The sequence below is a fragment of the Rhizobium sp. CB3060 genome, assembly GCF_025200735.1.
Taxonomy (GTDB): Bacteria; Pseudomonadota; Alphaproteobacteria; order Rhizobiales; family Rhizobiaceae; genus Rhizobium.
Map to the genome: position 1 here is coordinate 4,056,689 of NZ_CP104158.1, position 11,625 is coordinate 4,068,313.

The 11,625-nt window shown below is 61.4% G+C and carries 10 protein-coding genes; 3 read left to right on the top strand and 7 right to left on the bottom strand.

Going from position 1 to position 11,625, the window contains the following annotated elements; translation table 11 throughout:
* Nucleotides 1–28 precede the first annotated feature (28 nt).
* From N2601_RS19560 to ubiE, 7 genes are all read right to left on the bottom strand, one after another.
* Entirely contained in the window at nt 29–358 is a 330-nt protein-coding gene (locus N2601_RS19560) for a TfoX/Sxy family protein (protein WP_104821790.1), read from the bottom strand.
* A gap of 18 nt (nt 359–376) precedes the next feature.
* Entirely contained in the window at nt 377–1,477 is a 1,101-nt protein-coding gene (locus N2601_RS19565) for a DUF917 domain-containing protein (protein WP_104821791.1), read from the bottom strand.
* A 3-nt stretch (nt 1,478–1,480) separates the two neighbouring features.
* Nucleotides 1,481–2,755 (bottom strand): Zn-dependent hydrolase, encoded by a 1,275-nt coding sequence (locus tag N2601_RS19570; RefSeq protein WP_104821792.1) that lies wholly within the window; start codon nt 2,753–2,755, stop codon nt 1,481–1,483.
* Nucleotides 2,755–4,137 (bottom strand): dihydroorotase, encoded by a 1,383-nt coding sequence (locus N2601_RS19575; RefSeq protein ID WP_104821793.1) that lies wholly within the window; start codon nt 4,135–4,137, stop codon nt 2,755–2,757. The genes N2601_RS19570 and N2601_RS19575 overlap by 1 nt, the downstream gene beginning before the upstream one ends.
* Before the next feature lie 27 nt (nt 4,138–4,164).
* Nucleotides 4,165–5,748, bottom strand: coding sequence for an aromatic amino acid lyase (locus N2601_RS19580; protein ID WP_104821794.1), 1,584 nt, complete (start codon nt 5,746–5,748; stop codon nt 4,165–4,167).
* A 188-nt stretch (nt 5,749–5,936) separates the two neighbouring features.
* Entirely contained in the window at nt 5,937–7,511 is a 1,575-nt protein-coding gene (ubiB, locus tag N2601_RS19585; RefSeq protein ID WP_104821795.1) for a 2-polyprenylphenol 6-hydroxylase, read from the bottom strand.
* Nucleotides 7,512–7,573: 62 nt separating this feature from the next.
* Nucleotides 7,574–8,350 carry a bifunctional demethylmenaquinone methyltransferase/2-methoxy-6-polyprenyl-1,4-benzoquinol methylase UbiE gene (gene ubiE, locus N2601_RS19590; RefSeq protein WP_104821796.1) on the bottom strand — a complete coding sequence of 259 codons (777 nt, stop codon included), beginning with the start codon at nt 8,348–8,350 and terminating at the stop codon, nt 7,574–7,576.
* Between the two features lie 246 nt (nt 8,351–8,596).
* Here ubiE and mutM point away from each other — a divergent pair, with 246 nt between their 5' ends.
* The 3 genes from mutM (at nt 8,597) to rpsT (ending at nt 10,745) form a co-directional block, all read left to right on the top strand.
* Nucleotides 8,597–9,487, top strand: coding sequence for a bifunctional DNA-formamidopyrimidine glycosylase/DNA-(apurinic or apyrimidinic site) lyase (mutM, locus tag N2601_RS19595; protein WP_104821797.1), 891 nt, complete (start codon nt 8,597–8,599; stop codon nt 9,485–9,487).
* A gap of 16 nt (nt 9,488–9,503) precedes the next feature.
* On the top strand, nt 9,504–10,277 hold the full coding sequence (locus N2601_RS19600) for an enoyl-CoA hydratase (RefSeq protein WP_104821798.1): 774 nt from the start codon (nt 9,504–9,506) through the stop codon (nt 10,275–10,277).
* A gap of 192 nt (nt 10,278–10,469) precedes the next feature.
* The gene (gene rpsT / locus N2601_RS19605) at nt 10,470–10,745 is read left to right on the top strand and encodes a 30S ribosomal protein S20 (RefSeq protein ID WP_028750996.1); all 276 of its coding nucleotides are present in this window, start codon (nt 10,470–10,472) and stop codon (nt 10,743–10,745) included.
* The last annotated feature ends 880 nt before the right edge of the window (nt 10,746–11,625 follow it).

The following is an 11,625-nucleotide window of genomic DNA, read 5'->3' on the forward strand; positions in this document are numbered from 1 at the left end:
TATTTTCGTTGTTGTTTCGGCGGCCCGGCTATTTCGGCGGCAGGCCTTCGACGAAATTCAGCGCGGCCAGAAGCAGCCTCTTGCGCAGCATGTCGTTGCCATAGGCCTCCGGCCCGGCGCGCACCCATCCCTGCATTTCGCGGCTACCTGACAGCATGGGTTTGACGTCAGGCTGCTCCAGCGCCCAGGCATCGCTGCCCTTGCCGAGGCGGATCAGCATCCCGTCTTCACGGGCGCCGCAAAGCAGGTGACCGTTGAGCAGAAAGGCCCAGCCGCCGAACATCCCTTTTTCGCTGAGCCCGGGCCGTTGTCCGAGCTCCTCTTTCAGCAATTCTTCGAGACCGGCGTCACGCGCCATCTGCGCCTCCCGCGCTTTTCAACCCCTCTTGCCGGCCAGAGCGTATTTCGCGATCTCGATCCCCATGGCCTTTTCGACAGGGGGATAGACGGTCGGATCGAGCACGCTGGCAGACAGCGGAATGATATCCATTGGCACATGCAGGATAAAAACCTTCATGCCCTCGTGTAACTGGCCGACGCTCAAGGGTTCGCCCTCCGGCGATAGCGTCGTGATGACGGAGGGGAAGGTCGCTAGGCGCTTACCATTGGCATCCTCGACGGCCATGTATTCGTTCATCACATGCATGATGACGGCCTTGTCGCTGCTACCGACCGTGACCGTGCCGATGTCGAAGGCTTCCTTCGTATAGACGACATCCTTCTTGGTGATCGTGCCTTCGGCCAGGATATGTCCGCCGGTGGTCTTGCAAATGGCATCGATGACGGCGCTGCCGCTCTTCTTTTCTGCCTCGATGATCGCTTCGCCGAGCGAGAGCGCCATGGAGATGCCGCCAAGGGCCGCATGCGTGCGGACATAGGAGGCCCGCAGCGGATTGCGGCAGGAGGCGATGAAGCCGCCGGACTGGTCGGACGCCGCGCGCAGGATCGGCGAGATCTTCGCCGTCGCGCCCTTCACCACCAGCTCGATATAGCGGTTCTCGGCGCGATTGCCGCCGACGGCTGTCTGGATCATCTGCTCGGGCGAACCCGCCATGCCGATCGAGCCCATGTCGCCGGTCGGATGGGCGCGGATGTCGCCGACCGCGTCCACGACCTTCGTTCCGAGAATGGCCGAGGGCAGCCAGCCGTTCAGCGTCGAGGATTTGCCGTTTTGGCCGATGATCAGGCCGGAAAGCTTCTCGCCAAGCTCGTCCTGCAGGAGCTGCACGGCCTTGACGTAATCGATACCCTGCATTTCCCAGGGGGTCGTGGAGGCCGGCGCGCCGATGGCGGCTGCTGTGGCGATCCAGTCGTCGTCATCAAGTTCGTCGATCGAGACCAGCTCGGGCTTGCCGACATTGACGGCCGCATAGCCGAGCATGCGGCCATGATCGGCCCAGCCGCCGCCGCCGGCTGCATAAACCGAACCGCCCTTGACGGCCGCTTCCACATCCTTGGCAACGAGTACGCGTCTCATCGGCTACTCCCGGTTCTGTTTGAGGTTCTTGTCCATGTCGCGCACCGCTTCGAAAAGAACGGCGGCGCCCATGGCGATATCGTCATTCTCGGCCCATTCCTCGGCGCAATGGCTGCGGCCTTCCTTGCAGGGCACGAAGATCATGGCGGCTGGGGCGACCTTGGCGATCCAGGCCGTGTCGTGGCCGGCGCCAGACGCCATGCGGCGATGCTTTGCGCCGACTGTGTCGCAGGCGCGCTCGAGCGTTTCGAGCAGAGCGGGAGCACCCGGCGTTGGAAAATTGTCGGAGACGCGGACGGGTGGCTTGATCGTCACTCCGTAAGCCGTAGCTATCTGTTGAACGGCACCATCGATCCAGGCCAGGAACTCTTCCATGTCGCTGCGAATTTCGGCGCGGCCGTCGATCAGCAGCACCACCTTGGAAGGCACCACATTGGCGGCATTCGGCTCGATGCGGAATTCGCCCACGGTCGCGGCGAAATGACCCGGCGTCTTCGCCTGTTCAGCAGCGCGCTGGCGGATGTCGAGCACGAGCTGCGAGGCGGCCACCAGCGCATCCGCGCGGCGGTCCATCGGCGTCGTGCCGGCATGGTCGGCGCGGCCTTCGACAGTGATCTCGATGCGGGTGATTCCGGCGATCGCGGTGACGATGCCGATATCCTTGTTCTCGGCCTCCAGCACGGGACCCTGCTCGATATGCAGCTCCAGGAAACCGGCGAGATCCGGGCGCTTCTGTGCGAGCAGCACGGAGGGGTCGCCACCGACTTCAGCAATCCCCTGGGAAAGCGTGCGGTTACCGCTGGTGCGTGTGAGCCACGCCTCGGGGATCTGCCCGGTCATGCCGCGGCTGCCGATGCAGGATACGCCGAAGATGCTGACTTCCTCAGCCAGAAAATCGACAATCTCCAGATCATGATCGAGCTCGATATCGCGATCTCTCAAGGAGCGCGCGACCTCGAGCGCGGCAATCGTACCCGCGATGCCGTCGAAACGGCCGCCATCGGGAACGGTATCGGAATGCGAGCCGACGAGGATCGTGCCGAGACCGGGCTTTGTGCCTGCGCGCCTGCCGATCAGGTTGCCGCCGGCATCGATGCGGGTTTCCAGTCCGGCGGCTTTCATCCGCGCCTCAATGTAAGCACGACCTTCCAGAAACAGCGGCGAGAAGGCGCGGCGCGTCCAAGGGTGATCGGGTTCGGTGATCCCTGCCAGCGCATCGATATCTTCGGCGATGCGGTCGGCGTTGACGGGCAGATTGTGGCGTTTCGGTTGGTTCATCAGGCAGTCTCTCCGGCGATAATCTGGCGAGGAAGCGGGCGGACAAATCTGCCGCTGCCGGGCTCGGCCAGCACTTTGTTTCCATCGGCAATTTGTGTGCCTCTGAGATAGGTGGCGGATACCGTCCAAGGCAGGCGGATGCCGTTATAGGGGCTCCAGTCGACGACATTGTTGCCGCTCGAAGCGGCGTCGTAGACGGTTTCGCGCGGTTCCAGCACGACGATGTCGGCATCCTTGCCAGGCGTCAGCGCGCCCTTGATATGATCGAGACGAAAATGCCTGGCGGGATTTTCCGCCATCAGCTTCGCCGCCCAAGTAAGTGGCACGCCACGCTCCAACGCGCCCTTGACGAAAAGCGGCACCATGACTTCAAGGCCTGGAACGCCCGACGCATTCGCCAGCATATCCGGATTGGTCTTGCGGTTCTCCGACCAGCTCACATGGTCCGTCGAGACGAGCCAGACATTGCCTTCCGCCACCTTGCGCCATAGCGTCTCCACTTCGGCGCGTGGGCGGATCGGCGGATTGATCTTCGCCTTGCCGCCAAGGCGCTTCACGTCGTTTTCCTCGTCCAGCGTCAGATAGTGAATGCAACATTCTACCGTCGCCTCGAAGCCGTCGCGGCGGTAAGCGCGGGCAATATCGTAGCCGCGGCCGAGCGAGCAATGCACCACATGCGCCGGGCAGCCGGTGTGGGCGCCTGTCTCGAAGATCGTATGCATGGCGAGCAATTCGGTGATCGGCGGCCGTGACAGGCCGTGCGCGCGGTAATCGGTGATGCCGCTTGCCTTGATCTGCTCCATATAGGTCCGAACCGCTTCATCGTCCTCGTTATGCACGCCGGCCGTCACTCCCGTCGGTGCAATCGCTGCAAAGCAGGCGTCGAGCAGGGCGGGCGGAATGCGCGGGAAGCGCTTGGGGTCCGTGCCGAATGTCGAGAATTTGACGGCGGCGACACCGGCCTCCACCATTTCGTGGATGCGTGCAGGCCCTTCTTCCGGGTCGACCGTGCCGTAAAGCGCGAAGTCGACGCGGGCCTGCGGAGAGGCATGGTCGACCTTCTTCTTCACCGCCGTCGCCGAACAGACGAGATTGCCTTCATCATAGGGCATGTCGACGATGGTGGTGACGCCGCCAGCCGCGGCCGAGCGCGTCGACCAGATGAAATCCTCTTGGTCTTTCTGAGAGAGCGAATGCACCTGCGCGTCGATCGCGCCGGGCAGGATCAGTGCTTTTCCGAGCAGATGCCGTTCATGCGCTGCGGGTGGGACGCCGATGCCGATCTCAGCGATCTTGCCGTCGCGCACGGCGACATAACCCTGTTCCACGATACGCTCGGGCAGAACCACCGTGCCTTGCAGAACGAGATCGAAGTCAGCCATATCCAGTCTCCCCGTTCACCGGTTTGTTCAGATCACGACGGTGTCGCGATAAAGCCGCTCTTCGACCCGCTCCAGCGAGCCAAGGGCAAAGAAGTCATCGTAGGCGAGGATCGGCGCCTGGGCGATCATTTCGGATACGAAGGCCTCTGAACCCAGTTCTTCTTCGATCGCTTCCACTTCAGCCGACAGCGGTCGGTCGACGACATAGAAGTCGGCATGTTTGCGTACGACGTCGTAAAGCATGCGGGCCACGCCTTCCGGCTTGTCGCCGAGAATGTCGATCGCCTGCGCCGAGAGCAGGGCTTCCAGTGCCGCAAGGCGCTTCAACGCCCGCATCTGCCGCTCAAAACGTTCGATGACCAGCGGCAGGAAAGCGGCTTCATCCTCCATGCCAGCGGCGACCACCAGCGACTGCGCCGATACCGGATTGGACATGGAGAGCACCCGCGAAAAGATCTCGCCGGCAAGCTTGATGATCGGGCCGAAGCCGGTGGCGATTTTGCCCTCCGGCACCAGATTGACCGGCAGGCCGCGCCGCTGGCCATTGCCGAGCAGGACGCAGCGGTTGAAGGCATTGCGCGCCGCATGCGCCATGCAGATGACTGCTGCCTCGAGCAGGATCGTTACATCAAGGGGCAAGGAACCACCCGACGTCATGACGCGACCGTCGACGATGACGGGATTGTCGTCGGAGCGGCCGGTCGCGGCCAGGATTTTGTGACCGGCGGACAGGAGATTTTCGATCACCGCGCCGAAGACCTGACCGATCATGCGCAGGCTCAAGGGGTCCTGCACATGCGTTGCGACGGGCCAAGGCCATTCTTCGGAGGCGTTGCAGAGCCAGGAGCCGATCAGCGCTTCGCGCGCCGTGCCGACATGGCGCACCGAATGCCAGGGATCACGCGAGGCACCAAGCGCGCCGGCCGCCATCATGCCGGTTGCGAGCAGCACGCGGATCGAGGAGGCGGCATTGCGGGTCGTCTCGGCCGCCGCCGCGAAACTGACGGCGTTGACGCTGAGCGAGGCCAGGCTGTCGCGCGGCAGCATTCTCACCGGCCTGATGCCGGCCGCGGCAAAGGCGTCGGCTGCCTGCATGCGCCGGCCGTGATAGACGGCTTCGCCGACCCCGGTCAGCACCGCGCCGATCTGGCCCATGAGGCCGATATCGGCGCAGCCGATCGAGCCGGTGCGCCGCACGACGGGAATGACATCCGCGTTCAGAAGCTGGAGATAGGCGTCGATCAGTTCCGGCGAGCAGCCAACCCGGCCGGTCAGCGCAGTATTGACCCGGATCGCCATGGCATTGCGCACGACGGACATGGAAAAAGGCGCGCCGGTGCCGAAATGATGGGCGCGCACCAGGCCGAGATTGAAGGTGTCGAGGTCTTCCGGAGACCACTCCACATCCTTCATCGCTCCGACGCCGGTGGTCGAGCCATAAACGGGCATGCCGGACTCGATCGTGCTTTCGAGGACTTCGCGCGCCGCGCGCACGCGCACCAGGCCGCTTTCCGATGCCGTGGGCATCACGACGCCTGCGCCGATCCGCACCAGATCGCTGAAGCCCAAGGGCTGTCCGGTGAGTTCGATGCTGGCTTTCTGACGCTCCATCTCTGCTGTTCTCCTTTCCCGCAAGGCTATGCGAGCATCATCGATAATGGGATATCCCAAATCGCGAACACCTGTAGCGCCGTGCATACAAAGCCTGCGCAAGACCTGCCGCAGCACCTTCAATGACCCATCACGGCCGAAAGGGGGAGGCATCCATTTCTATGAAACGGCGTGGCCTTAGAAATAGGTCAGCTCAAATGCCATGCAATGTAAAGCAGCGTGAGCGCGATGATCCAGAGCGCCAAGCGCCCATAACGGCTGTGCTTCGCCTCGGCCTTGCCGATCGCCTCCGCCGTCTGAGGGTCGAAGCGCAGACCGTTTTCGCTCATGGCGAGGAGTTCATGGTGGAATTTCTCGGTCTTGGCGGCGATTTCGGGGGCCGCTTCGGCGAGTTTCACAGCCGCTTTCAAACCGTCCTTCAGGTCGGTTACGATACGTTTGGGACCGAGATTGGTGCGGATCCAGTCGCCGACGACAGGTTCCGAAGCCTTCCACATGTTGAAGCGCGGATTGAGCATGCGCGACACGCCCTCGACCACGACCATGGTCTTCTGCAGCATGACTAGTTCCGGCCGCGTCTCCATATCGAAAAGTTCGGTCACTTCGAAGAGCAGCGTCAGCAGCTTACCCATGGAGATCGTTTCGGCCGGCTGGCCGTGGATCGGCTCGCCGATGGCGCGGATTGCCTGCGCAAAACTTTCGGTATTGTGATGCCCCGGCACGTAACCGGCCTCGAAATGCACCTCGGCGACGCGGATATAATCGCGCGTGATGAAGCCATAGAGGATTTCGGCAAGGAAACGGCGTTCCTTTTTGCCGAGCCGTCCGACGATGCCCATGTCGACGGCGACGATTTGCCCTTGGGCGTCGACGAAGAGATTGCCGGGATGCATGTCGGCATGAAAGAAGCCGTCGCGCAGCGTATGCCGCAGGAAGGATTGGATCAGCGTGTCGGCGAGCAGATTGAGATTATGGCCGGCGGCCTTCAGCCCCTCGACATCGGACATCTTGACGCCGTCGATCCATTCCATGGTGATGACGTCGCGGCCGGTGCGCTCCCAATCGACCTTGGGGACGCGGAAGCCCGGGTCCTTCTCGGTGTTTTCGGCGATCTCGGAAAGTGCTGCCGCCTCGAGCCGCAGATCCATCTCGACCTTAGTTGTCTGCTCCAGCGTTCGCGTTACTTCGACGGGCCTCAAGCGGCGACTCGACGGCATAAAGCGTTCCTGCAGACCGGCGACAAGATACATCGCCTTGATATCGTTGACGAAACGCTGGCGTACGCCGGGCCGGACAACCTTGACGGCAACGCGCTTGCGGCCTTCCGCCGTCTGCACTTCCGCTGGATGTACCTGGGCAATCGACGCGGCGGCAATCGGTTCGTCAAAGCTTACATAGAGGTCATCGATCGGACGGCCGAGTGAACCCTCGATCGCGGCCCTTGCCGCCGCATTCGGGAAGAAAGCCATGCGGTCCTGCAACTGCGACAGGTCGTTGGCCATGTCGACGCCGACGACATCGGGGCGCGTCGCCAGGAACTGGCCGATTTTCACATAGGAAGGTCCGAGACGCTCGACGGCCTTGGCGAGGCGATCGCTGCGCGCCTGGGTCTTGGCGCGTTTGCGGGCAAAAATGCTGACGAAGGATTTCGCGAGGCTGACGGAGGGCGGCAATCCCTCGGACGGAAGCGCGATGACCACGCCTTCGCGCACCATCACCCAGCCGACCCTGATGAGGCCGAAATATGCGTTAAAAGCACTCATCGGGTCTCAAGGTCTCGCTTGATGCCGGCCGAAACCCGCGTCACATTTTTCGGAACCATGCGTCAGAGCTTCCAGCCGGAGTGCAGGGCGGCGATGCCGCCGGTATAATTGGTAAAGCTCACGCGCGAAAAGCCGGCCTCGCGGATCATCGTCGCGAAATCCTGCTGGTTCGGAAATTTACGGATCGATTCCACAAGATACTGATAGGGTTCGGCATCGCCGGTGATCGCCTTGCCGAACTGCGGAATGGCGTTGAAGGACCAGGCATCGTAGACACGGTCGAGCAGCGGCAGGTCGACTTCGGAAAATTCCAGCACCAGCAGCCGCCCGCCCCGCTTCAGCACGCGATAGGCTTCCTTCAGCGCCACATCGATACGCGGCACGTTGCGGATGCCGAAGGCGATCGTATAGGCGTCGAAGGAATTGGTCTCGAAGGGCAGTTCCTCGGCATTGGCCTCGACAAAGGTGAGATTATCGGTGAGCTTCTTCTTCGCAGCGCGTTCCGCGCCGACACCCAGCATCGAGCCGTTGATGTCGAGCACGGTCGCGTGCGCCAGCCGGTTCGAGGCCTCGACGATGCGGAAGGCGATGTCGCCCGTACCGCCGGCGACGTCGAGGACCTTATAGCCAGCGTCCTTGCGCGGATTGAGCACGGCGATCATCGCATCCTTCCAGGCCCGGTGCAGGCCCATGGACATGACGTCGTTCATGATGTCGTAGCGCTTGGCGACCTTGTGGAACACCTCGTTGACGAGGCCCTGCTTCTCACCATCGGCCACTTCGCGGAAGCCATAGGATGTTTCCATGCCGCCATCGGCGGAGGTGCGGCTTTCTGCCATCAGCTCAACTCCGTTACACCACAGCGCCGCGCGTCGCATGTGACGCGCAAGGGTCGCTGTAGCACTTTAAATCTGCTGCATAATTTTATCCTTAAATCGATTCCGACCTAAGGAATTATGCAGTAATCAGCGACGGACCATAGCGAAATCGCGTTTGCCACGCTATCTCATCAACCAGGCCACCAGCCGCAATGCCTTGGGCTATAGCTCAGATCATAAGCGGTTGAAACATAAAGATGGATAGCGATGCCGGAATTACCAGAGGTCGAAACCGTCAGGCGCGGGCTTGCTCCCTCCATGGAAGGCGCGCTGCTCGCTGAACTGGAGTTGCGCCGCAACGATCTGCGCTTTCCCTTTCCGGCCGAGTTTTCACGCCTTGTCTCCGGCCGCGGCATCACGTCGCTGTCGCGGCGCGCGAAATATCTGCTGATTGATCTCGACGACGGCATGACGATCGTATCGCATCTCGGCATGTCCGGTTCCTTTCGGGTCGAAAGCGATGCCGCCGCCGAGGCGCCCGGCACATTTCACCATCCGCGCTCCAAGGACGAGAAGCATGATCACGTCGTCTTCCATCTGAAGGGCGCCAACGGCAGCGCGCGCGTCATCTACAATGATCCCCGCCGCTTCGGCTTCATGGACATCGTCCGGCGTGCAGATCTCGCCAGCCATCCCTCCTTCCGCGATCTTGGCCCGGAGCCGACCGGCAATGAATTGAGCGCCGATTATCTGGCCGAACGCTTCTCGGGCAAGGCGCAGCCGCTGAAGAGCGCGCTGCTCGACCAGAAGAATATCGCCGGACTCGGCAATATATATGTGTGCGAGGCATTGTGGCGTTCGCATCTGTCGCCGCTGCGGGCCGCTGGGACATTGGTGAGCGAAGCCGGCATGCCGAAAGAGGAATTGCTTCGGCTGGTCGTCGCGATCCGCGAGGTCATCGCCGATGCCATAGCCGCCGGCGGCTCGTCATTGCGTGATCATATCCAGACGGATGGTTCGCTCGGTTATTTCCAGCATTCTTTTTCCGTCTACGACCGCGAGGCTGAGCCTTGCAGCACGCCCGGTTGCGGCGGTACGGTCGCCCGCATCGTCCAGGCGGGGCGCTCTTCTTTCTATTGCGCCTCCTGCCAGAGCTAATGTGAAGGAGAGACACATGGCCTATGAAACCTTGATCATCGAAACGCACGGGCCTGTCGGTCTCATCAGGCTCAATCGGCCGCAGGCGCTGAATGCGCTGAATTCGACGGTGCTCGCCGAACTGAAGCAGGCCTACGGCGCTTTTCACGCCGATGAGACGATCGGCGCAATCGTGCTGACGGGCTCGGAAAAGGCTTTTGCCGCCGGCGCCGATATCAAGGAAATGCAGCCGCTCGAATTCGCCGATGTCTATAAGGGCGATTTCATCAGCGGTTGGGACGAGATCGCCAAGGCGCGCAAGCCCGTCATCGCTGCCGTCGGCGGCTTTGCGCTCGGCGGCGGCTGCGAGCTCGCCATGATGTGCGACTTCATCATTGCCGCCGATACGGCAAAGTTCGGCCAGCCGGAGATCACGCTCGGCATCATCCCCGGCATGGGCGGTTCGCAGCGCCTGACGCGCGCCGTCGGCAAGGCGAAGGCGATGGATATGATCCTGACCGGCCGGATGATGGATGCGGCCGAAGCGGAGCGTTCGGGTCTGGTGTCCCGCGTCGTGCCGGCCGACAAGCTCCTCGATGAGGCGCTTGCCGCCGCCGCCAAGATCGCCTCGCTGTCGCGCCCCTCGGTGCTGATGGCCAAGGAGGCGGTCAACCGGGCGCTGGAGACGACGCTGGAAGAGGGCCTGCGCTTCGAGCGCCGGCTTTTCCATAGCCTGTTTGCCACCGAGGATCAGAAGGAAGGCATGGCGGCCTTCATCGAGAAGCGCAAACCTGTCTTCAAGAACAGGTGAGAACGAGATTCCGGAATTGCGCGGGTTCCGTGAGAATCCGCGTTGACGCCGCCGCTCATTCCGGTTATATGCCCGCCACAGTTTGGAAAGCCGATCTGGTTTTCCGCAATTGCTCCCGCATTGCTGGATGAAGTGGCCGCAGGGCCCGCGCTGCACTGACGGAGTTATGTTCGAATTCTAAGAGAGGCATACATGGCCAATACCAGCTCGGCGAAAAAAGCGACCCGCAAGATCGCCCGCCGCACCGAAGTCAACAAGGCTCGTCGCTCGCGCGTTCGCACTTTCGTCCGCCAGGTCGAAGAAGCCATCGCATCGGGTGATGCGGATCGTGCGAAGGAAGCCTTCCTCGTAGCGCAGCCGGAACTGGCTCGCGCTGCCACCAAGGGCGTCCTGCATGCCAACACCGCTTCCCGCAAGGTCTCGCGTCTTGCCAAGCGCGTGAAGGCACTTTCGGCTCCGACCGCGTAATTTTTCCTTAACGATTTAATCGTTAGACTTGAGCCCGGCCCTTGTGCCGGGCTTTTTGGATTCAGCCAAAATTGGCTCGTATCGTTAAAATGTAGCCGGCTGACCATGTCACTGAGGTGACAGAAAAAACCTTTTAAAAACAAGCGGTTATAGCAGGATGTCTTGACGTTGGGTGATCTGCATGACGGCCTGCGGGCTCCCGAGTGAGTCAAGGATTTTTTTATTTTTTTTGTTTTGAAAGCTGTGGGAATCGCGCTGAACGCGAATCTCCTTGATTCAAAAGCGATTCTTTTTTGACGGGGTTGTGACACTCAAAAACGGCCTCCAGAGTCAAGGACCGCCTCTTAATTTTGTGTAAAATTCATCGTTGATCTCCGCCTACGATCCTGCCTAAATGGCTTTCAACAAGGGGCGCGGAACATCATCTGAAACGGCTTCGGCGAACACTGCCAGTCATGGCAGCGGGGGTGGTTTTTGTTCCTTGTGACGGAGCGGTTCAGTTCCGTTTTTTCAAACAGTTGACGAGTTAAGGCCGTAAGCGGTAACGCCTGCGGAACGAGGACACTTGTCTGCTCTTTGCAGCCTAAGTCCCAAGCGTGGCTGTGGGGAGGGGAGAAAAATTGACAGCCGTTTGGCGCAGTCGGTCGGAGTACGAGGACCGAGCGACTGCTCCAGATGCAGATACCAAGACGAAGGCCGCTCGGGGAGCAGTTTTCGCCAGGGTGTTTTGCGTAAGGTCCGTTTGGCTGGACCCGGCTGATGAACCGGTATGCGGCGAAGCTCCGACAACGAGCGCGACCGCTATGCCATGGCGTAGACCTAAGGGCGGCGGTATCATCCAATTTCCGCCCTATAAAAAGAGACTGTGGAAGGCGGCATT

Bases quoted from the DNA above. Each gene is read 5' to 3' on its own strand.
- N2601_RS19560 (WP_104821790.1), bottom strand. From the start codon at position 358: ATGGCGCGTGACGCCGGTCTCGAAGAATTGCTGAAAGAGGAGCTCGGA.
- N2601_RS19565 (WP_104821791.1), bottom strand. From the start codon at position 1,477: ATGAGACGCGTACTCGTTGCCAAGGATGTGGAAGCGGCCGTCAAGGGC.
- N2601_RS19570 (WP_104821792.1), bottom strand. From the start codon at position 2,755: ATGAACCAACCGAAACGCCACAATCTGCCCGTCAACGCCGACCGCATC.
- N2601_RS19575 (WP_104821793.1), bottom strand. From the start codon at position 4,137: ATGGCTGACTTCGATCTCGTTCTGCAAGGCACGGTGGTTCTGCCCGAG.
- N2601_RS19580 (WP_104821794.1), bottom strand. From the start codon at position 5,748: ATGGAGCGTCAGAAAGCCAGCATCGAACTCACCGGACAGCCCTTGGGC.
- ubiB (WP_104821795.1), bottom strand. From the start codon at position 7,511: ATGAGTGCTTTTAACGCATATTTCGGCCTCATCAGGGTCGGCTGGGTG.
- ubiE (WP_104821796.1), bottom strand. From the start codon at position 8,350: ATGGCAGAAAGCCGCACCTCCGCCGATGGCGGCATGGAAACATCCTAT.
- mutM (WP_104821797.1), top strand. From the start codon at position 8,597: ATGCCGGAATTACCAGAGGTCGAAACCGTCAGGCGCGGGCTTGCTCCC.
- N2601_RS19600 (WP_104821798.1), top strand. From the start codon at position 9,504: ATGGCCTATGAAACCTTGATCATCGAAACGCACGGGCCTGTCGGTCTC.
- rpsT (WP_028750996.1), top strand. From the start codon at position 10,470: ATGGCCAATACCAGCTCGGCGAAAAAAGCGACCCGCAAGATCGCCCGC.